Below are 21,729 nucleotides of genomic sequence, written 5' to 3'. Positions count from 1 at the left end.
GACAATTCCTGCAGTTCAAAGTTCAAATCCGGTCGGCGAGTCCGCGACGCACTAGGTCACGAACAAGAATGCTGATTCCAATTTCCCATATGGGGGCATTTTTCGACGTCGTCACCGTATTTCCGAGCGTGCCCAACCGGGTCGACGAGATCGTCACACGATCGCCCACCTTGTGCGTGAACCCGCCACCCGGCACGTCGCGATCCTGGGTCGGCGCAAACAGGGTGCCGAGGAACAGGACAAAACCGTCGGGATAATGATGCTCACTCATTGCCTGACGCGCAATTTCCAGCGGGTCACGGCTGATCTCGCTCATCCGGCTTGTCCCCTCCAGCCTGAAGCCGTCGGTGCCTTCGATCGTCAGCGCGACATCGGCGCTGCGCACATCGTCGATGGTAAATCCGTCGTCGAACAGGCGGATAAACGGACCGAGCGAACAGGACGCGGTATTGTCCTTGGCCTTGCCCAGCAGCAGCGCCGATCGTCCCTCGAAGTCGCGCAGATTGACGTCGTTGCCCAGCATCGCGCCGACCGCTTCGCCACGACGCGACATGGCGAGCACGATTTCGGGTTCGGGATTGTTCCAGCTCGAATCCGACCGCACCCCGATTGGCGCGTCATGGCCGACGGCCGAGAGCACCGGCGACTTGGTGAAGATCTCCGCATCCGGGCCGATCGCGACTTCCAGATATTGCGACCACATGCCGTCTTCGATCAGCGCGGCCTTGAGCGCCGCTGCTTCGTCAGAACCTGGAACGACCGAGCGGATGCCACCCCCGATCCGCTCCTCCAGCCGTCCGCGAATCGCCGCCGCCTGGCTGGCGTCGCCGCGTGCACGCTCCTCGATCACGCGCTCGATCGCCGAGACCGCAAAGGTTACCCCGGCGGCCTTGATGCATTGCAGGTCGATCGGCGCGAGCAGCGTCGCGGCTTCCGGCAGATGCGGATCGGATCCGTCCAGATCGGCGATCCGCCGCCCGAATTCGGGTGTGGTCAGGCCACGATCGATCGCGCCGGCAACCGTTGCGGCATGCGGGGTAAGGTCGAACAGGGCGCCATCGGCGATCAGCACCGGCACCGGGCCATCGCCCAGATCGATCCTTCCGAGGAAGCGGCCAGTCCGCCAATCGTCCGGCAATATCCCAGCCAGCGAGACCGCCATCGCTTTTACCCCTCCGACATCATTGCTCTTGATAGCGCTAACATCATGCTCCTATGGAGGTGTCAAGCATCGCGCGGAAAAAACGTCGGTGCAGGCGCGGGAATGCCGTGCGATGAAGTAAGGAGAGGAGCGAAATGAAGGGTTTTGCCCCATTGCTGGCCATGCTGCTTGCTGCGCCTGCTGTTGCGCAGCAGAGTACGGCGCGATTCGATTTCGTCAGCTATGCGGCGGAGTCAGCGCTACCTGCGCTCCCCGCGGGGGCGTTCGCGAACCCGGTGCTCCCCGGCTTCCGCCCCGACCCGTCGATCGTGAAGGTGGGGCAGGATTTCTACCTTGTCACCTCGACCTTTGCCTGGTTCCCGGGCATCCCGGTCTATCACAGCCGGGACCTCGTCAACTGGCGGCAGATCGGCAATGCGATCGACCGTCCCGAGATGCTGGATTTCAGCGGGCTGGCGCTCGACCGCGGTGTCTTCGCGCCGACGATCGAGTATCATGACGGCACCTATTACATCCTCAACACCTGTGTCGGATGCCGCGACAATTTCATGCTGACGGCGAAAAATCCGGCGGGGCCGTGGAGCGGGCCGCACTGGCTGAGTTTCGGCGGGATCGATCCGTCGATCTATTTCGAGGGCGGGCGCGCGTGGATCGTCAACAATGACGCGCCGCCGGGACCGCCCGAATATGACGGCCACCGCGCACTGTGGATGCAGGAAATCGACCTTGCCACCTTCAAGATGAAGGGGCCGCGCCACCTGCTGGTCGACAAGGGCGTCGACCCGTCGACCAAGCCGATCTGGGCGGAGGGGCCCCATATCTACAAGGTCGATGGCTGGTATTATCTCCTGGCGGCCGAAGGCGGTACGGCGGACCAGCATTCGCAGACCATCTATCGCTCACGCACCCTGACCGGCCCGTACACGCCCGGTCCGGTCAACCCGATCCTCACGCAACGCGACCTGCCTGATGATCGCCCGAACCCCGTCCAGGCGACCGGCCACGCCGATTTCGTGAAGCTCGACGATGGCAGTTGGTGGGCGGTGTTCCTTGCCACCCGGCCGTTCCGGGGACAGGAAACACTGATCGGTCGCGAGACCTTTCTACTCCCTGTGACATGGAAGGATGGCTGGCCATCGATCCTGCCGGCGCGCACTCCGCTGCCTGCCAGCGTCGCGCGGCCGAACCTGCCCGCCTCGCCCGGCGAAGCGCGTGACTGGCGCGAGGAATTCCACGCGGCGAAGCTTGGCGATGACTGGATGATGCTGCGCACGCCCAAAGGAGCGCCGTGGTGGCGGATCGCCGATGGCGCGCTGACGCTCGACGCGCGCCCGATTGCGGCGGGTGCGCTCGCCCAGCCAAGCTATCTCGGCAAGCGTATGCGCCATGCCAAGGCGAGCTGGACGACGCGCGTGTCGTTCGATCCCAAGAGCGCGTCCGAGCGCGCGGGGCTGCTCGCCGTCGCGAACGAACATCATCTGATGTTCGTGGGGCTTGAGGGCGACAAGCTGATTGTGCGGCGGCGCACCGGCAAGGACGAGCCCGACAATGGCGTCATGATCGCGTCGGTCCCGCGCGGCGGCGCGACCAATGTCGAGCTGAAGCTGAGCTTCGATGCGGGGACCGCGCAGGCCGAATGGCGCCCGGTCGGTGACACCGCATGGCGCAGCATCGCCCGAGAAATCGACGTTTCGCGCCTCGCGACGATCCATGCTGGCCTGTTCATGGGGCTGGTGGTCGGGCCCCACGCGGCGTCGGGAACGCCATGATCGATCCGGTGCGCGTCGTTATCGTCGGGGGCGGAACCGCAGGGTGGATGACCGCATCCGCCCTCGCGCGCTTCCTGCCCGGCGTTGCGGACGTGCGCCTGATCGAATCGGAGGAAATCGGCATCGTCGGGGTGGGGGAGGCGACCCTCCCGCACCTGCGCGCCTTTCTCCAGCGGCTCGGCATTCCCGAAGCGGAAATGATGCGCGCGACCAACGCGACCTATAAATTGGGGATCGATTTCCGCGATTTCGGCAAGATCGGCGACCGCTATATCCACCCGTTCGGCGCCTATGGCGTCGACCTCGCGGGAGTGGGGTTCCACCATTATTGGCTACGCGCCCGCGCCGAGGGCAGCGCGCGTTCGATCGAGGCGTATTCGCTCCCGATCGTCGCCGCGCGCGCCAACCGCTTTGCGCTGCCCCCGGCCGACGGCGACTTTCTGTCGACCAGCTATGGCTGGGCCTATCAGTTCGATGCCACCCGGCTTGCCCCCATGTTGCGCGGCTATTCCGAGGCGCGCGGCGTCACCCGGACCGAGGGGCGCGTCACCGGGGTCGAGCGCGACGGGGAGAGCGGAGACGTTATCGAGCTGGTGCTCGACAGCGGGGAGCGCGTTGCGGGCGATCTGTTCATCGACTGCTCGGGCTTTCGCGGGCTGCTGATCGGCGGGGCGATGGATGCGGCGTGGGAGGACTGGTCGCACTGGCTGCCGTGCGATCGCGCCGCGGCGCTGCCCGCGACCTCGCCTGCCGGGCCGATCGAACCCTATACCCGCGCCACCGCGATGGAAGCTGGCTGGCGCTGGCGCATCCCGCTCCAGCATCGCGTCGGCAACGGCTACGTCTTCTCCAGCAATTTCCTGTCGGACGACGCGGCCTGCGATGCGATTCTCGGCGCGGTCGAGGGAACGCCGCTCGCCGATCCGCGCATCCTGCGCTTCCGTGCCGGACGGCGGCGCGAAAGCTGGGTCGGCAATGTGGTGAGCATCGGCCTCGCCAGCGGGTTCCTTGAACCGCTCGAATCGACCAGCATCCATCTGGCGCAAGTGGCGGTGATGCGGCTGATCGAGCTGTTCCCGGAGCGGCGGATCGACCCCGCCGATCGCGCCGCGTTCAACGCCACGGTCGATTATGAATATGACCGCGTCCGCGACTTCCTGATCCTCCATTATCACGCCACGACACGCGACGATTCGGACTTCTGGAACCATGTCCGCACGATGGACCTGCCCGACACCCTCGCCGGCAAGCTGGAGCTGTGGCGTGAAGCCGGACGGATCGAGAAATATGGCGAGGGCCTGTTCCTCGAACCCAGCTGGGTCGCGGTCTATCTGGGGCAGGGGATGATACCGCAGCGCCACGATCCGCGCGCCGACAACCCCGCACCTCCGGCGCTCAGGCGCGCGCTCGACGATATCGCGGACACGATCCGCAGCCGGGTTGCTGCGATGCCCGACCATGAAGCGGCACTGCGCGCACAAGGCGCATGGGGGGCGGCGTGAGCGGCCCGGCCGGCGTTGCGGTGCTGGGCGGCGGCGTGGTCGCGCTGTCCGCCGCCATCGCCTTTCGTCGCGCACTGCCCGCCGCGCGGATCACCCTGGTCGAGCGGCCGGCCGATCCCCGCTCGCTGCTCGACCGGATCGGCGCGGCGACGCTGGCGATCGATGGCTTTCACCGCGCAATCGGGCTGGACCGCCAGCTGTTCATCCGCCGCACGGGCGCGGTTGCGATCCATCGCGTGACGCTGAACGGCGAACAACTGGGCGCGCCGGGCGCGATCCCGCATGTCGAGGGTGTTGCGCTGCACCAGCTATGGCTCCGCAGCCTGACCGAGCGGCCGGAGACGACGCCCGGCTGGGCTGTGCTCACCGGGCCCGGGGCCGCGCCGTTCGGTGTGCGCTTCGACATGCCCGCTTATGCCGCGCTGCTTGCCGAAATGGCGGCGGCGCTGGGCATCGTCCGGGGTGAGGCAGATGCGGCCGACCTGCTGCTCGATTGCACGGTGCCGGGAGCCGACTGGCTGAGCGCTCCACTGCCAAACCTCGTTGCCGAGCCGATCGCGGCAGGTGCTCCCGAGGGCGAGTCCGTGACGATCGTCGACGGCGCGGTGGACTGGCAGACACCGCCCTGGGGCTGGCGGCTGACGCGCGGAACAGGGCTGCCGCCCGGCCGCCATCCCGCGCCACGCTTCGGCCGGACCATTGCGCTCGGCGATGCGGCGCTTGTCGCTGAAAGTTTCGACGGCCATGCGCTTTCGGCAGCGCATGCCGATATCCTGCGCGCGATCGAATTCATGCCGCATGCCGAGCCAAGCGCGCGCGAGGCGGCCGAGTATAACCGGCGTACCGCAATCGCGCACCGGCGCCTGGTCGACTGGGCGAGCGAACGCTGGTGCGTTTTGGCGAGCGACGATCTCGCTGCCTTGCGCGCCGGATTTGCCGCGCGCGGGCGCATTCCCTATCGCGACGGCGATCCCGTTACCCCAGGCGAATGGGTGGGCTGGTGGTTCGCGCGCGGGGTTCGCCCCGCGCGCATCGACCCGACCGCCCGCGCCGTTCCGCACGACCAAATGATTCGCATCATGGAGAAGAATAGATGAAGCGTTTGATGCTCCTGGCGCTCGGCGCCGCGCTGGCCGCGCCGCTGGCTGCGCAGGAAAGCCCGGTGAACCCCGAAATCTGGCCAAGCCCGGCCTGGCCGCAGCAGACGGACAACGCTGTCGAAGCGAAGATCAAGGCGCTGATCGCGAAGATGAGCGTCGAGGAAAAGGTCGGCCAGATTGTCCAGGCGGACATCGCCAGCGTCACCCCGGCGGACGTCCGCACCTATCATCTCGGCTCGGTCCTCAACGGCGGCAGCAGCGGTCCCTATGGCGACGATTTTGCCGCTGCGCCGAAATGGCTGCAGCTGGCCGACGAGTTCTACGAAGCTTCGGTCGACAAGAGCGGCGGGCGCGTCGGCATCCCGATCATCTGGGGCACCGATGCTGTGCATGGCCACAGCAACATCATCGGCGCGACGCTGTTCCCGCACAATATCGGTCTCGGCGCGATGCGCGATCCCGACCTGATCGAGAAGATCGCGCAGGCCACCGCGCTCGAGATCCGGGCGACCGGGCAGGAATGGACCTTCGCCCCGACCGTCACCGTCCCGCGCGATTTCCGCTGGGGCCGCGCCTATGAGGGTTATTCGTCCGACCCCAAGCTCGTCGCTTCCTATGTGGAGCGGATGGTGCGCGGGCTGCAGGGGCCGGGTGCTGGAACGAACCTGCTCTCCGGCCCCTATGTCATCGCCTCGACCAAGCATTTCCTCGCCGATGGCGGCACGCATGAGGGGCGCGATCAGGGCGATGCGCGGATCACCGAGACCGAACTGCGCGACATCCACGGCGCCCCCTATGTCCCCGCGATCGAACAGGGCGTGGCGACGGTGATGGTCAGCTTCTCCAGCTGGAACGGCACCAAGATGACTGGGCACAAGGGGATGCTGACCGATGTGCTCAAGAACCGAATGAATTTCGGCGGCTTCCTCGTCTCCGACTGGAACGCGCACGGCCAGGTCGAAGGCTGCACCAACGCCTCCTGCCCCAAGGCGGTCAATGCCGGGCTCGACATGTATATGGCACCCGACAGCTGGAAGCCGCTGTGGCATTCGCTGGTCGCGCAGGTGAAGTCGGGCGAAGTCCCGATGGCGCGGCTCGACGATGCGGTCGCGCGCATCCTGCGGGTCAAGATGCGGCTCGGCCTGTTCGAGGCCGGCAAGCCCTCGGCGCGCAAATATTCGGGCGACTGGTCGCTGCTCGGCCATGCCGATCACCGCGCGGTGGCGCGCGACGCGGTGCGCAAGTCGCTGGTGCTGCTCAAGAACAACGGTTCGCTGCTGCCGGTGAAGGCGGGCGCGCATGTGCTGGTCGCGGGCGATGCCGCCGATGATATCGGCCGCCAGTCGGGCGGCTGGACGCTGACCTGGCAGGGCACCGGCGTGAAGAACGAGCAGTTTCCCGGCGCGACCTCGATCTGGAAGGGACTGCAGGATGCCGTCACTGCGACCGGAGGCAGCGCCGAGCTGGTTGCGGACGGCGCGTTCGCGAAGAAGCCGGATGTCGCGATCGTGGTGTTCGGCGAAACCCCCTATGCCGAGTTCCAGGGCGACCTGAAAACGCTCCAGCTGCGCCCCGAACTGCGCAAGCCCTATGAGACGATGAAGAAGCTCAAGGCACAGGGGATCCCGGTCGTCGCGGTGATGGTCACTGGCCGCCCGCTGTTCATGAACCCGGAGCTCAACGTCGCCGACGCCTTCGTCGTCGCATGGCTGCCGGGGTCGGAAGGGGCAGGAATCGCCGACCTGCTGGTCCAGCGCAAGGATCGCCGGGCGCCCTATGACTTCACCGGCAAGCTGCCCGTCGCCTGGCCCGCCACCGCGCGCGCCGATGGCCCGACGCTCTTCCCGTTCGGCTACGGCCTGACGCTGGCGGGTGGGGCGGTGCCTTGGAAGTCGCTGTCGGAGGATAGCGAGGTTCCGGCGGAAGACGCGGGCAACGTCTATTTCGCGGGCGGCGTGCCCGCCGCATCCTGGTCGCTGCTCGTCTACGGCGATCCGGCGGATTCGACGCGCATCACCACGGTCCCGGCCGTCGCGGCGAGCGGGCGCGTTCGCGTGACCGCGGTCGATCATGTCGTGCAGGAAGGCGCGCGCCGCTTCGCCATCGCATCGGGGAACGCCGATGTCGCGATCGCGACCCAGGCCCCGCTCGACCTGACGCGCGAAACCAATGGCGACGTGATGCTGGTCGCGACGATGCGGGTCGACGCCAAGCCTGCCGGCGCGCTCAGCTTCCGCCTGGGCAATGCCGCAGTACGCGCGACCCCGGTCGAGAGCGCGAAACCCGGCGAATGGGTCAGCTATGGCGTCCCGCTCAAATGCTTCGCCAAGGGCGGCGCGAATCTCGGCCGCGTCGAGGCACCGTTCATGCTGCGCAGCGCAGGGGCATTCACCTTCAGCCTGTCGCGCGTCGCGCTGGGAACGGCGGCCGACCGCGTGATCGCCTGCCCGTAACCTAACGCAGCATCGCCGCGATCTGGTCGGCATGGCCGGGAAGCTTCCCGGCCACATCGGCATAGGTCGCGGCGATCTGGCGCATCGCTGCGGTCACGCGCGCATCGTCCATCGAATCGACCAGCGGGTCATAGCCCTCCGGCATGATATGCTGGCCCAGCAGCACCGCGACCCAGCTCGGCACGCCGAACAGGTCATGGTCGTACCGCCGGATCCGCCCGCGCTCGCGCCACAATTCCAGCTTGGCGGCCAGGCTGTCCGGCACCGTCATTGCGCCGACATGACGCCACAGTTCGCCGTCGCGCCGCTGCGTCGCCTTGTAATGCAGCACGATGAAGTCGCGCACATATTCGTACGCTTCGTGCATCAGCCGGTTATATTCATCGCGCCCGGCAGCGCCCATGCTGCGATCGGGGAAGAGCCACATCAGCTTCGATATGCCGGTCTGGATCAGGTGGATGCTGGTCGATTCGAGCGGCTCGATGAAGCCGGCCGACAGGCCCAGCGCGACGACATTTCCGACCCATTGCTGCTCCCGCACCCCGGCGGTGAAGGAAAGACCGCGCGGTTCCGCCGTCGCCGGTGCGTCGAGATGGGCGAGCAAGGTCTCGCGCGCACGCTCCTCGCTCGCGAAGGCGCTGGCATAGACGATGCCGTTGCCGGTGCGATGCTGCAGCGGGATGCGCCACTGCCAGCCGAACTCATGCGCCGTGGCGCGCGTCAGCGGGGTCAGCGGATCGACGCGCTCACACGGTACCGCGATCGCGCGATCGCACGGCAGCCAGTGCGACCAGTCGCGATAGCCGACCCCCAGCGCGTCGCCCAGCAGCAGGCTGCGGAACCCCGAACAGTCGATGAAAAAGTCACCCGCGATGCGGCGCCCGTCGTCGAGCAGCACAGCGGCGACATGGCCGGTTGCGGGATCGCGCTCGACCGAGCCGATCCTGCCCTCGACCCGCGCAACGCCCCCGGCTTCGGCACGACGGCGCAGGAACGCGGCATAGAGGCCAGCATCGAAATGATAGGCATAGGCCATCCCGCCCAGCGGCGAGCGCGGGTCGGCGGCGGGGTGGGCGAAGCGGTCGCGCCGCGCCGCCTGCGCCGCGATCCAGTAATCCTCCAGCGCGCCGATACGATGCTTCAGCCAATATTGGTGAAAGGCGACGCCCTGAAAATCATGCCCCAGTTCGCCGAACGGGTGCAGATACCGGTCACCGACCTGCCCCCAGTTGACGAATTCGATGCCCAGCTTGATCGTCGCGCCGGTCTCGCGGACGAAATCACGCTCGTCGATGCCCAGCCGGTGGTTGAACTCGCGGATCGGCGGGATCGTCGCCTCGCCCACCCCGACCGTGCCGATCGCATCGGACTCGATCAGCGTGATGCGGCGCTGGCCATCGCTTAAGAAGCGCGCGGCGGCGGCGGCGGCCATCCACCCGGCGGTGCCGCCGCCGACGATGACGATGCTGGATACGGGCGCGGCGGTCATGCGCCGAAACTAGCAGCTTGCGCGATCAGGCGCATCGTCGCGCGATGGCTCTCACCGGGCGCGACCCTGACGCTCAGCGCGTTGGGCAGGTGCGCGACCGGCTCGATACAGAAATGCGGGGCGCCAGCCGGGGTGTAGACCACCGCATGATCGACGTCGGACTCGATCTGCAGCATGCGCTCCGACCAGACGATCCTCGCGATCCCGTCCCATCCGGAAAAGGCGCAGTCGAGCGTGCGTTCGGCCACCGCGAAATCGACCTCCCGATCGGCGATCTCGACCGGATCGCGGGGCAGCATGCGCGCATCGGGCGGCCAGCGCCGCTCCGCGGCAAAGCGCAACCGCGCACCCGCTGCCGGAAAATAGGGGTGATGTCCGCACGCCAGCGGCGCGTCGAACGCCTCCCGATTCTGCGCGCTCAGCGTCACGGTCAGTGTGTCCGGGGTCAGGTCGACGACCTGCTCGGCCGCAAAGGCAAAGGGCCAGCGCGCATCGCCATGATGGTCGAGCGTCAGCACGACGCGATCATCGCGCGCCTCCCGCACGGCCCATTCCGATGTCCAGCCGATGCCATGGATCGCATGCGGCTCGGGCGGGAAATTCGGCGTGATCGCGTGGGTCTGTCCCGCCCAGCCGAACCGCGCATCGGCGATCCGGTTGGAATAGGGCACCAGCGGAAAGCTCGCCATGCCCAGGGGATCGTGCGCCGCGATCGCCTCCGCCGATGCCGTGCGCAGCATCGGCTGGCCGTCGATGGTCCATAGGGTCAGCGCGCCGCCCAGCGCCGGGGCAACCGCCGCGCGCGCTGCCCCGGCAATAAGGGTCAGTTGCGCGACGATGTCAGCACCGCTTCTTCGCGAATGACATAGACCGGGCCGATCTCGATCTCCTGCCGCGCGGCGCCGGTGTGGATCGACAGCTGGCCCGCGCCCTTGGCGATGTCCATCGGGGCCTGGGTGCGGAACTGATAGAGCCGCCAGTTCGGCCCGACCTGCACCGGCTTGTCGAGGAAGCCATCATAGGGTGCAGCGTTCTTCTGGATGCGCACCGACAGCATCCCTTGGCCATCCGGGGTCGCCGCCGACAGCGTGCGCGCGAGCACCGCGACCAGCAGGATATCGCCCTCCTTGATCTCCTCGTTCAGCGTCACGCTCGCGCCCGACGCATAGGCCGCGGCTCCGGCATTGGCGACGCTGAACAACGTACCGACGCGACCATAGACATTGGTCACAGTCGCCTTGGTCGTCTGCTCCGCGCCGTAAAAGCCCCAGTCGCGATTTGCCGGATCGTTGAGCAGCTTGCCCTTGTCCTTCAGCTGAGGCGGCAGCTCGGGGTCGGGCGCGGCGGCGGCCTCGACACGCTTCGTCGTGCGGATGCTGGTCGCGCCTTCGACCACGATGACCTGGCCGATCTCGATCACCTGTTTCGCCCCGGCCAGCTGCAGGCCGACCACCGCCTGGCCGTTCGGCAGTGCCTTGTCCGACCGCGCGGTGACTTCGTACAGCGCCCATTCGCTGCCGATGTCGAGCACGGTATCGCCAAAGCCGGCATAGGGCGCGGCATTCTGCTGAAAGCGTACGCCGATCTTGCCCTTGCCGCCCGGCGCCTCGGACTTCACGGTCCTGGCATAGAAGGCGACCGTCACGTCGCGCCCGACCGCGATGCCGCGTCGGATCGGCACGTTCGCGCCGCTGTCATAGATATTGGCGCCCGCGCGCGGCACATCGACCCGTACAGCGGCACCGCCGCCGGGGATCGACGGGTCCTGGACGTTCTTCGTCTTCTGCTCGGCGCCGTAAAAGGCCCAGTCCATCCGCGAGGGATCGTTGATGAGCGTCCCGGGCAGCGCATCGTCGAGCGCCTGAAGCTCGGCGGTCGGCTGGTCCTGTGCCACCACGACAGCGGGAGTCAGCGCGGTCAGCGCCATCGCCGCGATCAAACCAAGCTTCATTCCGGCAGCCCCATCGCGCCGCGCAGACCCGGAAGCCATTGCTTCTTCTCCTTGTCGTAGAATGGGAAGGTGTTGCTGTACGCCCATGTGCACATGCCGATGTCCATCGGGCCGAATGCGGCGGTAACCGCACGGTGATAGGCGACGCGCTGCTCCAGGCTGGTCGTCGTGTGTGCGCCGGTCTCGCCCATGAACGGCGTCTTGCCGGTGCGCGCGATATAGGTGCGGATCTTCTCGACATCGCGCTTCAGGCGCAGCACATCCTCGGCGGTGCCATAGGTGCGCCCCAGCGGTGGCGCGGGATTGACCCAGGTCGCGCCCTGATGGGTGAAGTCGAACGGCTCGTAATAGTGAAAGGTCGGGACGACATGGGGATCGTCGGGTAACTGCAGCGTCGCCAGGCTGTCGATCCCGCTCCAGAATTCGCCGCCGACGATGACCGGGCGATCGGGATTGGTCTCGCGGATCGCCTTCAGCGCCGGGGTGATCACCGCGATCAGGTTCTTGTTGTCGAACTTCTCGTGCGGCTCATTCTCGACCTCGAACCAGACATGGTCGCGGGGCATGTCGGCAAAGCGTGCCGCGATCTGCCGCCACATCGCCGCCAACTGCGGCGCGCTGCCCAGCGGATCCTTGTGGATCGCCTCGAAATGATGGCTGTTGAGGATGACGTTGAGCCCCGCTGCGCGCGCCTGTTCCACGGCGGTGCGGATGCGCTTCATATAGGCTTCGTCGATCTTGAAGTCCGGCCCCGGCCCGGCATGCGTGTCCCAGCGGACGGGCAGGCGCACGGTCTTGAACCCCGCCTTGGCGATGATCGCCATGTCGTCATCGGCCAGCGGCTTGCCACCCCAGGCGGACTCGGCCGGCGGCTCGAACGTGTTGCCGATGTTGATGCAGATGCCGACCGGCAATTTGTCGGTACGCGCCGGCACCGCTTGCGGCGTCGCGGACAACAGGGCGGCAAGCGCCAATGGGCCGATCATGCGCATCTCTCCTCAACGATTCCGACCACTGACGGGCCGTTTGGTGGATGATTGGTAGCGCTATCAGACAACGCTGGTCAATCGGGCTTTTGTGCGCGTCGTTTGGCGCCTAGCCCAGCCGCTTTGCGCCAGCTTCGCGCAACGCCGCGATCGTTGGAAAGCCATCGACCGCCATCAGCAGGTCGGCCTCGGCAAGGATCGACCGCAGCACATGCGCCGCGCCCTCGGCACCACCGAGCGCGAGGCCGTAGCAATAGGGGCGGCCGACGCCGACCGCGGTCGCGCCCAGCGCCAGCGCCTTGGCGACGTCGCTGCCCGACCGAATGCCCGAATCGAACAGTACCGGCACATCGCCCGCCGCTGCGACGACATCGGGCAACAGGTCGATCGCGGCGATTCCGCCATTGGCCTGACGCCCACCATGGTTGGAGCAATAGATGCCGTCCGCCCCCGCATCGATCGCGCGGCGCGCATCGTCGGGGTGGCAGATCCCCTTTAGCACGATCGGCAATTTGGTCAGCGACCGCAGCCACGGCATGTCGGTCCAGGTCAGCACGCGCCCGAACGTCGCGGCCCAGGTCATCACCGCCGCGCGCGGATCCTCCGCCACGGGCTTGTCCAGCATCTTCTGAAAGCGCGGGTCGGACCAATAGTTGGACAGGACATGCCCACGCAACTGCGGGAAATTCGCGGTGTTGAGGTCGCGCGGCCGCCAGCCGGTGACCCAGGTGTCGAGCGTAACCACGATCGCCTTGTACCCCGCCGCCTCTGCGCGGCTGACCAGACTGGCGGCAAGTTCGGGGTCCTTGGGCGTATAGAGCTGGAACATCCCCGGTGTGTCGCCCATCGCGGCGGCAACGTCCTCCAGCGGATCGTTGGTCAGCGTCGAGACGGTCAGCGGCACGCCGGTCACCGCGGCGGCGCGCGCGGCGGCGATGTCGCCATGCCCGTCCTGCGTGCACATGCCGGCGACCCCGACCGGGGCCATGAACAGCGGGGAGGGAAGCTTCATCCCGAACAGATCGACCGACAGGTCGCGGGTCGAGCAATCGACCATCATCCGCGGCACGATGCCCCAGTGGCGGAAGGCATCGGCATTGGCCCGCTGCGTCTGCTCGTCCCCGCACCCGCCCTGGACATAGGACAGCAGCGAGGGCGCCATCGCCGCCTCGGCGCGCTTCTCCAGGCTGGCGAAATCGACCGGGATCGTCGGCAGCACACCCTGCAGTCCTGCGCCATAGATCGCATGCTGATAGTCGCCGAAATGCGCCATCGCGTCCCCCTCCCGGTCCTTCCGCCTTGTGCGGAATGGCTGGCGCGCCCGGCAGGATTCGAACCTGCGGCCCCAAGCTTAGAAGGCTCGTGCTCTATCCAACTGAGCTACGGGCGCGCATGCAGGACCCGTTAGCGCATGTTTCGGCGCGCTTAAACAGCTTCGGTGCCTCAAACCGCCGCGGATTGCGCGGCGCGAAAACCGCGATCATAGTTCGCGGCGGCAACCGGGGGAATGCGATGAGCGACGGGGCAGGACCGGCACGGATCAACGCGGCGCAGGTCGCGGGCGGACAGTTCCGCTATTATGATTATGTGATGGCGGCGTTCGTCGCGATCCTGCTGCTGTCCAACGTCCTCGGCGCGGGCAAGGTGGCGCAGATCTGGATTCCGTTCTGGGAGGTGTGGTGGCCGTTCGGCGCCGGCATCCTGTTCTTCCCGATTTCCTACATCATCGGCGACGTGCTGACCGAGGTCTATGGCTACGCCCGTGCGCGCCGCGTGATCTGGACCGGCTTCGTCGCGACCCTGTTCATGGCATTCATGTCGTGGGTTGTCGTCGCGCTCCCGCCCGCGCCGGACTGGACCAACCAGCCCGCCTATGAAGCGATCTTTGGCCAGGTGCCGCGCATCGTGCTCGCCTCGGTCGTCGCCTTCTGGGCGGGGGAGTTCGTCAATTCCTTCGTGCTGGCCAAGATGAAGATCTGGACCCGGGGCAAGCATCTGTGGGCGCGCACGATCGGATCGACCTTTGTCGGGCAGGGGGTGGACAGCCTGATCTTCTACCCGCTCGCCTTCTGGGGCGCGGCGGGCTGGACCAACGATCTGGTGCTCAAGGTGCTGGTGACGCAATGGGTGCTCAAGGTCAGCTGGGAAGTGATCCTGACCCCCGTCACCTATGCCGTGGTCGGTTTCCTGAAGCGGCGCGAGGGCGTGGACGTGTTCGACGAGGGTACCGATTTCACCCCGTTCCGCACGCGCGTGTAAGCGGTGCTCAGCATATTTCAGGATACGAAATCATGGCTGGTCGATTGGACCGGGCTCGCCCGCGACGGCTTGCACATTCATGTCGGGCTGATCGTCTTTTTCGCCGCCGCGCTCATCTTCCGCTGGCCACTGCGCAGCTGGAAGCCCTGGGCCGTGGCAATCGCGATCACGCTGGTGGGCGAGGCCTGGGACATCCGCGACACCCTCGCCTCCGGCCGTCGACTGCGCCTCGCCTATTACTGGCAGGATCTCTGGAACACGATGCTGTGGCCGACCGCGATCGTGATCCTCGCGCGCACGACGCGTCTGCTCGGGCACCCCAGCATGGACGCGGCGCCATCCGATCCCGCCTGATTTGACATATCGCAAAGCGGACCGGCCTCAGTCCGCGCATCGTGCTCCCGACAAAGGAGACCGACGATGAACATGCCGCTGCACCAGACCGCATTCGTTCAGGCGACGTCGATGCCGCGCACCCGTGGCGCGCACGTGTTCGACCTGCACCCCGCGCTGCATGTCGGCGTGTTTGCGGGCTTCTTCGCCTATCTCGGCATCATGTGGGCGGCGTTCGGAGAAAAAGGGCTGGCGATCCCGTTCGTGATCTTCGGCGTGTTCCTTGCCGCCGCGTTCGTTGTCCCCGGCTGGTGGGCGCGCATCGCGCCGGGCGAGGGACGCGCGCCGAGCTTCGCCGATTTCGTAGCGCAGGGGCTGCCGACCGGATCGGGCCATCTCGGCGCTGGCGGCGCGACCGTGCAGGTGATGATCATGCCGGTCATGCTGATGATCTGGGGCCTGATCGTCGCCGTGATCCGCTTCTCGGTCTGAATACGAACCCTCACCTCACAGCGGGCGAGCCGATGGCTCGCCCGCGCTTTTTGGCGTTCAGGCCGCGGCGAGGTCGTCCAGCGCAGTACGGTCCAAGATCGCAATGCCGTGGCTGCCCTGCCGCGCGATGATGCCGCCGTCCTCCAGCGCCGTCAGCGTGCGGCTTACCGTCTCGATCGTGATACCCAGCAGCTGCGCCATCTCCCCACGCGTCAGCGGCAGGTCGAAGCTGTCGGCAGCGTGGCACGGTGCGGGGCTCGCCGCGCGCGCAAAGGCCAGGATCAACGCGGCGACACGCCCCTTGGCCTGACGTTTCGAAATCAGGTCGATCAGCGCGCGGCTTTCGTCCAGCTCGCGGCTGACTTCAGCGAGCAGGCGTCGGGCCAGCGCCGGGCGCGCGTCGCTCAATGCGGCGACATGCGACGCGGGAAACAGGCATGCCTCGCTGTCGGTCAGCGCGGTGACGTGAAGCGTCGCGGTCGGTGCGAACAGCTGGCCGAGCATGCCTGCCGGGTGGACCAAGGCGACGATTCGCTCGGTCCCGTCGCGGTCGATGGTCGACATCTTCGCCGCGCCGCGCGTGAGGGTCGCGCACACCGTTGCACTATCGCCCGCCGCAACGATCGTCTCCCCGCGCGCATAGCGGCGGTGATGCCCGATCCGCGCGAGCTCGCCGCGATCGTCGGGCGACAAGGCGGAGCAGACGGCGCGATCGGCGACCGGACAGGTGTCGCAAACGATCGGGGCCGGGCTGCTCATCGCCTCACGCCACTGCTTCGAGCAGCCCTTCGAACAAGCGGCGGCCGTCGCTGCCGCCATGCGCGGCTTCAATCTTGCGTTCGGGATGCGGCATCATGCCCAGCACATTGCCGCCGGCATTGACGATGCCCGCGATCTGCCGCGCGCTGCCATTGACGTCGCTGGCGTAGCGGAACGCCACGCGCCCCTCGCCCTCAAGCTGGTCGAGCGTCGCGGCATCGGCGAAATAATTGCCGTCATGATGCGCGACCGGGATCGAGATCGTCTCGCCCGCATCATAGCGGCTGGTGAAGATCGACTGGCTGTTCTCGACCGTCAGCGCGACGTCGCGGCATACGAAGTTGAGGCCGGAATTGCGCATCAGCGCGCCGGGCAGCAGGCCGGTTTCGGTCAGCACCTGGAACCCGTTGCAGATGCCGATCACCGGCACGCCGCGATTCGCCGCATCGACCACCGCGCGCACCACCGGCGAGCGCGCCGCAATCGCGCCGCAGCGCAGATAATCGCCATAGGAAAAGCCGCCGGGCAGCGCGATCAGGCCAAGGCCGTCGGGCAACTCGCTCTCGCCATGCCAGACCATCGCCGGCTTGGACCCGGTCACGCTCTCGATCGCCACCGCCAGGTCGCGGTCGCAGTTCGATCCGGGAAAGACGATGACGGCGGTCTTCACTGCTTTTCCACCCGATAGTTTTCGATCACGGTGTTCGCGAGCAGCTTCTGGCACATCGCGTCGATGTCCGCGTCGCTGGTATCGTCGGCGACGTCCAGTTCGATCAGCTTGCCGACCCGCGCCTCGCCCACGCCCGCAAAGCCGAGCGAGCCGAGCGCGTGTTCGATCGCCTTGCCCTGCGGGTCCAGCACGCCGTTCTTGAGGGTGACGACGATGCGCAGCTTCATGGGAATTCCTCCGGGGATTTGCCGCGCCCTATGGGCCGATGCGCGCCCGGGTTCAAGATTTCATCGCCCATTTACCGTCGCGCGCGACACTCGGCCTTGCCGAGTCGCCGCCGCGGGGGCGGAACCCGGTGCCATGGAGTTGGGCGTGATGGCATTTCTGGCGATTACCCTGTTCGTCGCGTTGGCCGCGTTCGGCAGAGAATTTTTCGGGTGGAGCGACCCGAGCGGGCAGGTTCAGATCGCGCTGATCTGTTCCTTCATCTTCGGCATCATCGCGGGCTTGAAGGCAAAGGGGTAGGGGTAGGGGCCGGCCCCGCCGCAGCGGGGCCGATCACCAATCATTATTTCCCGCGCTTCTTGCGGTGGGTCTCAAGGTCCAGCACCGCCGAATCGGCGCCCTCCGGAAGCAGCCCGAGGCGACGCGCGACTTCCTGATAGGCCTCGACTTCGCCGCCCAGGTCGCGGCGGAACCGGTCCTTGTCCAGCTTTTCGCCGCTGGCCATGTCCCACAGGCGACAGCCATCGGGGCTGATTTCGTCGGCCAGGATGATGCGGGCATAGCCGTTCTCGTCGAAGATCCGCCCGAATTCGAGCTTGAAGTCGACCAGGCGGATGCCGATCCCGGCGAACAGGCCCGACATGAAATCGTTCACGCGAATGGCCATGTCGGCCATGTCGTGCAGTTCTTCCTGAGCCGCCCAGCCAAAGCACAGGATATGCTCGTCGGTGACCAGCGGGTCGCCCAGCGCATCGTCCTTGAAATAATATTCGATGATCGTGCGCGGCAGCGGCGTGCCTTCCTCGATCCCAAGCTTCTTGGCCAGCGATCCGGCGACGACGTTGCGCACCACCACTTCGATCGGGACGATCTCGACCTGGCGGATCAGCTGCTCGCGCATGTTGAGGCGGCGGATGAAGTGCGTCGGAATGCCGATATTGCCGAGCAACGTGAAGATATGCTCGGAAATCCGGTTGTTGAGCACGCCCTTGCCGTTGATCGTGCCCTTTTTCTGGGCGTTGAACGCGGTCGCATCGTCCTTGAAATACTGGATCAGCGTGCCGGGTTCGGGGCCTTCGTAGAGGATCTTGGCCTTGCCCTCGTAGATCTGGCGGCGGCGTGCCATAGGGGGTCCTTCAGAAACGCGGTGCCCCGGCGGCACGGTCGCGCGTCGCCGGGGCTGTAGGGGCGGGCCTATATCGAAAGCCGACCCGCCGTGCAATCAATCGCTGGGCGGAATGGCGGCGGGCGTCGCGCGGCGGATGCGCGGGCGCAGCCAGCGCCAGATCAGCAGGCCGAGCCCGAGCACCAGCCCCGGCGGCGCGAGGATCGCGAGCGCACCCAGGACGAACGCCAGCGTCGCCTGTGCCGATCCAGCGAGCAGGTCGAGCGCGCTGCTGAGCGGCGCGCTGGCGTCGAACCCGCGCACCGCCGGCCCCGAGCGATAATCGAAGGTCATCGGCGTGTTGGCGAGCGACTCGCGCTGAGCCCCGGAAGCGCTCTGCACCTGCTCGATCTGTGCCACCAGATCGGCACGCTGGCGCTGCAGTTCGGCGCGCTCGCTGGCCGACAGGTTGGTGCGCGCCAGCTCGCGGTCGATCCGCGCGAGCGAGTCGCTTGCCCGCGCGCGCTCACCGGCCAGCCGCGCGATCTCTCCGCCGGCATCGGTCCCGGTGATCTCGGCATCGACCAGCCGCCCTTCGGCCTGCTGGATCGCCGCGATCCCGTCCTTTCCGAACGCGCGAGCGAGCGTGGGATCGAGCTTGAACGCCAGCATCGCCTCGACCGCATTTTCGCCGGTCAGGCGATAGCGCATCCCGGTGATCCGGCACCGCGCGACGCCCAGCTTCTCGCACGCGGCGGCATGCGTCTCCTGCGCGGCGGCAACGCGCTGGGCGGGCAGGCTGAAGGCATAGCGATAGTTGAAGGCAACGCCCGGCGCGGCGGTAACCGCGACGCCGGCGGGTGGCTCGGCGGCATCGGACGTTTCCATCCCGGCGCTCTCGGACGACGGGGCGCTCGATTGCGGCGCGGAACACGCGGCAACAGCAACCGATAGCATGAGGAGCGCGGAACCCGATTTCCAATGCATAGGCAACCTCCTGTTCGCGGCTCCGTTTGACGCCGCTGCGGCACATCCGGACGTGCCGTGATAACACATCACATCACAGGGGTTTGAGCAATGCCACTTTTTCGCCATATTCCGGCTGCGTCATATATCGCCTGGAATCAGTAGCTTGATCGAACTACAATTGATCTTTGCCCCAAAAACGACAAAATGCGTCGCAGCCGGTGGCCGCGCCGCATGTGTCCAGCCAGTGAAGTGCCTCAGCCCGGATTGTCGTCCCGATTGAACCAGCGCTGGATCGCATTGGGTCGATCGGGCTCGCCCTGCTCGCGATAGTCGTCCTCGCTCGCGATCCCCGCAGGGGCCGGCGCGCCGCCCGTGCCGTGGATCAGCAGGCGCAGCACCAGCACCGCGACCACCATCAGCAACAGCCACGGGCCGACCGGTGCCAGTACCTGCGCGATCCCCGCGGCCGACGTCACCAGCTTGTTCCCCGCGTCGCGAAAGCTGGCATCCGCCGATCCGTTGAGGCCCGGCGCGGGCGTGCCGGAGGCATAGGTGATCAGCACCGGCGCAGTCGCCATCGTCTCTCCGCCATCGGCCTCCGATTCCGCGATGACGTCGAGCGCGGTCTGCAATCGCCGCGCCCGGTCCTGCTGCACCGGATCGTTGCCTGCCCTGGCATTGGCGAGCTGGTCGCGCAGCCGCCCGACCAGCGCGTTCGATCGTGCGCTCGCCGTCGCATCGGCTCCGGCAATCTCGGTCTCGACCAGCGCACCACCGCCGCCGACCACGACCTTGGTTGCGGCCTCGCCGAAATTGCGCGCGATCGACGGGTCGATGCGGAAGGTCAGCGTCGCGGCGATCCGGTTCGCCTCGTCGACGCGATAGCGCAGCGACAGGATGCGGCACCGCGCCGGGCCAAGCTTGTCGCAGCCGGCGGCGTGCGATTCGACCACCGCCTTCACATGGTTGCCCGGCACCTTGTACGCATAGCGATAGTCGAACGCCCCGCCGGTCGCGGTCAGCGCCGCGACGGCTTCGTTGCTGATCTTGTCCTGATCCTTCTTGGGCGCGCTTTCGCACCCGGCCAGCGCAACGATTGCCAGCAATGCCGCCACGATTCGCATTCGAGTCCCCCTGCGGTCCGTGGCCGGAACGATAGGGCAGATGGTTAACCGCCGGAAGGGCGCGTGTGTGCTACTGTGCCGAATCGGGAAGCTGTCGCGGTGTCAGCACCCACGCCACCTTTGCCTGTCCGGCAAAGATGTTGCGCCAGCTTTCCGCCTCGCGCACCGCGCCTGCGCCATAGTCGCGATGGGTGGCGATCCGCGCGGCGGCATTGCGTCCCGCCTCGCGGAAATGGCTGCGCGCCTCCGCCAGGTCCGTGCCGGCCTTCAGCAAGGCTGCGGCCAGCGACCAGTCCCCATTGATGCGATAGGGATGGCCGGGCGGATACGCCGCCGCATAGATCGTGCGCGCTTCCCGATACAGCGCCACCGCCTCGGCATCGCGGCCCTGTTTTCCCAGATTATAGGCCAGGCTGACGATGCCGTTGGCGATGGCCGGCGATCCGGTGCGATAGGCCGCCCGGCGAATGTCGAGCGCACGCCGCAATGCCCCTTCGGCTCCCGTCACGTCGCCCGCTGCCGTCAGCGCGTTGGCGAGCGCGCCCAGCGCCACCGCAATGTCAGGATGGCCCGTGCGCAGATTGGCTTCCCGCAATGCGAGCGCACGGCGCAGCACCGGAACCGCCTCTTGTGGCCGTCGCAGCGCGATCAGCGAGGCCCCGACATTGACCAGCAACACCGCGATATGCGGATGATTGGGCGGCAGCGCGCCCTCATAGATTGCCAGCGCGCGCACCAGCAGCGGATGCGCCTCATCCTCGCGCCGCTGTGCCGACAGGTTGATCGCCAAATTGGTCAGCGCCGCGCCGACCTCGGGATGCGCCGCCCCGCGCCGGGCGAGCGTGCGGTCGAGCATGTCGCGCAGCAGCGGCTCGGCCTCGCCATAGCGTGCGTGGGCGTTGAGCAGGTTTACCATGTCGTCGATGACATTGTCCTGCGCGTTGCTGTCTGCCGCGCGGTACAAGGCGAGCGCCGCGCGATACTCGACCAGCGCTGCGTCCGGCGTCTGGACCAACGTGCTCGCCAGCAGCCGCCGGGCCAGTGCGCGGTCGAGATGGCCGGGCGGCAGCGCGCGTTCCGCGGCCGCCACTGCGCGCCGGGCCAGTTCGGTCGCCCTGACCCCGTCCCGCACGCGTTGCGCCAGCGTCGTCGCCGTGATCAGCAGATCGAGGCAATTATCGTCCGGCACTGCATTGGCGGTGCGCGCCGCGTCGCATTTGCCTATTTCGGCCTCGATCAGGCGCAGCGCTTCGCGATTGCCGCCCATCTGCGCGAGCATGCGTACGTCGGGCGGCAGTCGCCAGCGTTGCACGGGGGTGGCCGGTGCCGGGGATTGGGCCGCGGCGGCCACAGGCAGCGCGAGCGCCAAAAGCGCGGCGCA

The 21,729-nt window shown here is 67.2% G+C and carries 21 protein-coding genes and 1 tRNA gene; 8 read left to right on the top strand and 14 right to left on the bottom strand.

Features of this window, described 5'->3' with window-relative positions; all coding sequences use genetic code 11:
- Positions 1–22: 22 nt before the first annotated feature.
- Positions 23–1,162, bottom strand: a complete 1,140-nt coding sequence (locus ACO05N_RS02630; protein ID WP_422055648.1) for a fumarylacetoacetate hydrolase family protein — start codon at positions 1,160–1,162, stop codon at positions 23–25.
- Positions 1,163–1,296: 134 nt separating this feature from the next.
- Between ACO05N_RS02630 and ACO05N_RS02625 the strand changes: the two genes are divergently transcribed.
- Genes ACO05N_RS02625 through ACO05N_RS02610 form a run of 4 tightly spaced genes read left to right on the top strand, consistent with a single transcriptional unit; the run spans position 1,297 to position 7,986 of the window.
- A complete protein-coding gene (locus ACO05N_RS02625) occupies positions 1,297–2,931 on the top strand; it encodes a glycoside hydrolase family 43 protein (protein WP_422055647.1) in 1,635 nt (544 codons plus the stop codon).
- The gene (locus ACO05N_RS02620) at positions 2,928–4,433 is read left to right on the top strand and encodes a tryptophan halogenase family protein (protein WP_422055646.1); all 1,506 of its coding nucleotides are present in this window, start codon (positions 2,928–2,930) and stop codon (positions 4,431–4,433) included. The genes ACO05N_RS02625 and ACO05N_RS02620 overlap by 4 nt, the downstream gene beginning before the upstream one ends.
- A complete protein-coding gene (locus ACO05N_RS02615; protein WP_422055645.1) occupies positions 4,430–5,530 on the top strand; it encodes a tryptophan 7-halogenase in 1,101 nt (366 codons plus the stop codon). The genes ACO05N_RS02620 and ACO05N_RS02615 overlap by 4 nt, the downstream gene beginning before the upstream one ends.
- The gene (locus ACO05N_RS02610; protein WP_422055644.1) at positions 5,527–7,986 is read left to right on the top strand and encodes a glycoside hydrolase family 3 N-terminal domain-containing protein; all 2,460 of its coding nucleotides are present in this window, start codon (positions 5,527–5,529) and stop codon (positions 7,984–7,986) included. Before ACO05N_RS02615 ends, ACO05N_RS02610 begins: the two co-directional genes overlap by 4 nt.
- 1 nt (position 7,987) lies before the next feature.
- Here ACO05N_RS02610 and ACO05N_RS02605 read toward each other — a convergent pair whose 3' ends face one another.
- The 6 genes from ACO05N_RS02605 to ACO05N_RS02580 form a co-directional block, all read right to left on the bottom strand.
- Positions 7,988–9,475 (bottom strand): tryptophan halogenase family protein, encoded by a 1,488-nt coding sequence (locus ACO05N_RS02605; protein ID WP_422055643.1) that lies wholly within the window; start codon positions 9,473–9,475, stop codon positions 7,988–7,990.
- Positions 9,472–10,245: an aldose 1-epimerase gene (locus tag ACO05N_RS02600; RefSeq protein ID WP_422058691.1), complete on the bottom strand. Its 774-nt coding sequence runs from the start codon at positions 10,243–10,245 to the stop codon at positions 9,472–9,474. Before ACO05N_RS02600 ends, ACO05N_RS02605 begins: the two co-directional genes overlap by 4 nt.
- A gap of 53 nt (positions 10,246–10,298) precedes the next feature.
- Positions 10,299–11,426 (bottom strand): hypothetical protein, encoded by a 1,128-nt coding sequence (locus ACO05N_RS02595; RefSeq protein WP_422055642.1) that lies wholly within the window; start codon positions 11,424–11,426, stop codon positions 10,299–10,301.
- On the bottom strand, positions 11,423–12,412 hold the full coding sequence (locus ACO05N_RS02590) for a glycoside hydrolase family 5 protein (protein ID WP_422055641.1): 990 nt from the start codon (positions 12,410–12,412) through the stop codon (positions 11,423–11,425). The genes ACO05N_RS02595 and ACO05N_RS02590 overlap by 4 nt, the downstream gene beginning before the upstream one ends.
- 109 nt (positions 12,413–12,521) lie before the next feature.
- On the bottom strand, positions 12,522–13,685 hold the full coding sequence (locus tag ACO05N_RS02585; protein WP_422055640.1) for an alpha-hydroxy-acid oxidizing protein: 1,164 nt from the start codon (positions 13,683–13,685) through the stop codon (positions 12,522–12,524).
- A 40-nt stretch (positions 13,686–13,725) separates the two neighbouring features.
- A tRNA-Arg gene (locus tag ACO05N_RS02580) sits at positions 13,726–13,802 on the bottom strand.
- Between the two features lie 122 nt (positions 13,803–13,924).
- On the opposite strand from ACO05N_RS02580, the gene ACO05N_RS02575 reads away from it, so the two are divergent.
- From ACO05N_RS02575 to ACO05N_RS02565, 3 genes are all read left to right on the top strand, one after another.
- Entirely contained in the window at positions 13,925–14,671 is a 747-nt protein-coding gene (locus tag ACO05N_RS02575) for a queuosine precursor transporter (RefSeq protein ID WP_422055639.1), read from the top strand.
- A gap of 3 nt (positions 14,672–14,674) precedes the next feature.
- Positions 14,675–15,025: a hypothetical protein gene (locus tag ACO05N_RS02570; RefSeq protein ID WP_422055638.1), complete on the top strand. Its 351-nt coding sequence runs from the start codon at positions 14,675–14,677 to the stop codon at positions 15,023–15,025.
- A 66-nt stretch (positions 15,026–15,091) separates the two neighbouring features.
- Positions 15,092–15,496: a hypothetical protein gene (locus tag ACO05N_RS02565; RefSeq protein WP_422055637.1), complete on the top strand. Its 405-nt coding sequence runs from the start codon at positions 15,092–15,094 to the stop codon at positions 15,494–15,496.
- Between the two features lie 57 nt (positions 15,497–15,553).
- Here the strand turns inward: ACO05N_RS02565 and ACO05N_RS02560 are convergent, their stop codons facing one another.
- Genes ACO05N_RS02560 through purS form a run of 3 tightly spaced genes read right to left on the bottom strand, consistent with a single transcriptional unit; the run spans position 15,554 to position 17,152 of the window.
- Positions 15,554–16,315, bottom strand: coding sequence for a Crp/Fnr family transcriptional regulator (locus ACO05N_RS02560; RefSeq protein ID WP_422055636.1), 762 nt, complete (start codon positions 16,313–16,315; stop codon positions 15,554–15,556).
- Complete coding sequence (gene purQ / locus ACO05N_RS02555; protein WP_422055635.1) at positions 16,260–16,925, bottom strand: phosphoribosylformylglycinamidine synthase subunit PurQ; 666 nt, start codon at positions 16,923–16,925, stop codon at positions 16,260–16,262. The genes ACO05N_RS02560 and purQ overlap by 56 nt, the downstream gene beginning before the upstream one ends.
- Positions 16,922–17,152: a phosphoribosylformylglycinamidine synthase subunit PurS gene (gene purS, locus ACO05N_RS02550; RefSeq protein WP_066662225.1), complete on the bottom strand. Its 231-nt coding sequence runs from the start codon at positions 17,150–17,152 to the stop codon at positions 16,922–16,924. Before purS ends, purQ begins: the two co-directional genes overlap by 4 nt.
- Before the next feature lie 133 nt (positions 17,153–17,285).
- Between purS and ACO05N_RS02545 the strand changes: the two genes are divergently transcribed.
- Positions 17,286–17,450: a hypothetical protein gene (locus tag ACO05N_RS02545; protein ID WP_422055634.1), complete on the top strand. Its 165-nt coding sequence runs from the start codon at positions 17,286–17,288 to the stop codon at positions 17,448–17,450.
- Between the two features lie 43 nt (positions 17,451–17,493).
- Here the strand turns inward: ACO05N_RS02545 and purC are convergent, their stop codons facing one another.
- The 4 genes from purC to ACO05N_RS02525 form a co-directional block, all read right to left on the bottom strand.
- On the bottom strand, positions 17,494–18,276 hold the full coding sequence (gene purC / locus ACO05N_RS02540; RefSeq protein ID WP_257843451.1) for a phosphoribosylaminoimidazolesuccinocarboxamide synthase: 783 nt from the start codon (positions 18,274–18,276) through the stop codon (positions 17,494–17,496).
- A 96-nt stretch (positions 18,277–18,372) separates the two neighbouring features.
- The gene (locus ACO05N_RS02535; protein ID WP_422055633.1) at positions 18,373–19,143 is read right to left on the bottom strand and encodes a hypothetical protein; all 771 of its coding nucleotides are present in this window, start codon (positions 19,141–19,143) and stop codon (positions 18,373–18,375) included.
- Between the two features lie 335 nt (positions 19,144–19,478).
- Positions 19,479–20,348, bottom strand: a complete 870-nt coding sequence (locus ACO05N_RS02530) for a hypothetical protein (RefSeq protein WP_422055632.1) — start codon at positions 20,346–20,348, stop codon at positions 19,479–19,481.
- 70 nt (positions 20,349–20,418) lie between these two features.
- On the bottom strand, positions 20,419–21,699 hold the full coding sequence (locus ACO05N_RS02525; protein WP_422055631.1) for a tetratricopeptide repeat protein: 1,281 nt from the start codon (positions 21,697–21,699) through the stop codon (positions 20,419–20,421).
- Positions 21,700–21,729 lie beyond the last annotated feature (30 nt).

This window comes from Sphingomonas sp. (assembly GCF_965227385.1).
Classification (GTDB): Bacteria; Pseudomonadota; Alphaproteobacteria; order Sphingomonadales; family Sphingomonadaceae; genus Sphingomonas.
The sequence above is the reverse complement of the archived record's forward strand: the minus strand, read 5'-3'. Positions and strand labels throughout refer to the sequence as shown.

Coding starts and splice junctions, on each gene's coding strand:
- ACO05N_RS02630 (WP_422055648.1), bottom strand. CDS start 1,162: ATGGCGGTCTCGCTGGCTGGGATATTGCCGGACGATTGGCGGACTGGC.
- ACO05N_RS02625 (WP_422055647.1), top strand. CDS start 1,297: ATGAAGGGTTTTGCCCCATTGCTGGCCATGCTGCTTGCTGCGCCTGCT.
- ACO05N_RS02620 (WP_422055646.1), top strand. CDS start 2,928: ATGATCGATCCGGTGCGCGTCGTTATCGTCGGGGGCGGAACCGCAGGG.
- ACO05N_RS02610 (WP_422055644.1), top strand. CDS start 5,527: ATGAAGCGTTTGATGCTCCTGGCGCTCGGCGCCGCGCTGGCCGCGCCG.
- ACO05N_RS02605 (WP_422055643.1), bottom strand. CDS start 9,475: ATGACCGCCGCGCCCGTATCCAGCATCGTCATCGTCGGCGGCGGCACC.
- ACO05N_RS02595 (WP_422055642.1), bottom strand. CDS start 11,426: ATGAAGCTTGGTTTGATCGCGGCGATGGCGCTGACCGCGCTGACTCCC.
- ACO05N_RS02590 (WP_422055641.1), bottom strand. CDS start 12,412: ATGATCGGCCCATTGGCGCTTGCCGCCCTGTTGTCCGCGACGCCGCAA.
- ACO05N_RS02585 (WP_422055640.1), bottom strand. CDS start 13,685: ATGGCGCATTTCGGCGACTATCAGCATGCGATCTATGGCGCAGGACTG.
- ACO05N_RS02575 (WP_422055639.1), top strand. CDS start 13,925: ATGAGCGACGGGGCAGGACCGGCACGGATCAACGCGGCGCAGGTCGCG.
- ACO05N_RS02565 (WP_422055637.1), top strand. CDS start 15,092: ATGAACATGCCGCTGCACCAGACCGCATTCGTTCAGGCGACGTCGATG.
- ACO05N_RS02560 (WP_422055636.1), bottom strand. CDS start 16,315: ATGGCGGCAGCGACGGCCGCCGCTTGTTCGAAGGGCTGCTCGAAGCAG.
- purS (WP_066662225.1), bottom strand. CDS start 17,152: ATGAAGCTGCGCATCGTCGTCACCCTCAAGAACGGCGTGCTGGACCCG.
- ACO05N_RS02545 (WP_422055634.1), top strand. CDS start 17,286: ATGGAGTTGGGCGTGATGGCATTTCTGGCGATTACCCTGTTCGTCGCG.
- purC (WP_257843451.1), bottom strand. CDS start 18,276: ATGGCACGCCGCCGCCAGATCTACGAGGGCAAGGCCAAGATCCTCTAC.
- ACO05N_RS02535 (WP_422055633.1), bottom strand. CDS start 19,143: ATGGAAACGTCCGATGCCGCCGAGCCACCCGCCGGCGTCGCGGTTACC.
- ACO05N_RS02530 (WP_422055632.1), bottom strand. CDS start 20,348: ATGCGAATCGTGGCGGCATTGCTGGCAATCGTTGCGCTGGCCGGGTGC.